Here is a 401-nt window from a genome sequence, read left to right as displayed (position 1 = left end):
AAAAAGAACGGAAAGATCACCACCAAAGAGCTGCTGCCGGTGAGGTTCGTGCCGTTTACGAGGCGGAAGCAATGATCAATGAGCAATGATCAATTTACAGTGATCAATTAACAGTGGACAGAGGAAAGAGGATAACCGTCTAAAAAATACGGTGAACCACCGGGAGATTGCTTCAGTCGCCCGCTGGCTCCCTCGCAATGACTCTACCCATAACGACCCGCAACCCGCAACTGGCAACTATAATTACTCCTTATTCCTTAAACCTTTATCATTTTTTTATTCCTTATTCCTAACATAGATAAGCTTGTACTTTCCTCTTCCCTGATTTTCCCGGGATTCGATCTCAAACCTGTCAATTGAATTGATCATGGGCGTCAATTTCTGAAATCCGTAGTTACGGG

At 44.1% G+C, this 401-nt stretch carries 1 protein-coding gene; it reads right to left on the bottom strand.

The features are described from left to right. Window positions 1-276: 276 nt before the first annotated feature. Window positions 277-401: OST-HTH/LOTUS domain-containing protein (locus HC175_RS19780; protein WP_317172373.1), on the bottom strand; the 125-nt coding region annotated here is incomplete at its 5' end.

It is taken from the genome of Salinimicrobium oceani (assembly GCF_012037645.1).
The sequence above is the reverse complement of the archived record's forward strand: the minus strand, read 5'-3'. Positions and strand labels throughout refer to the sequence as shown.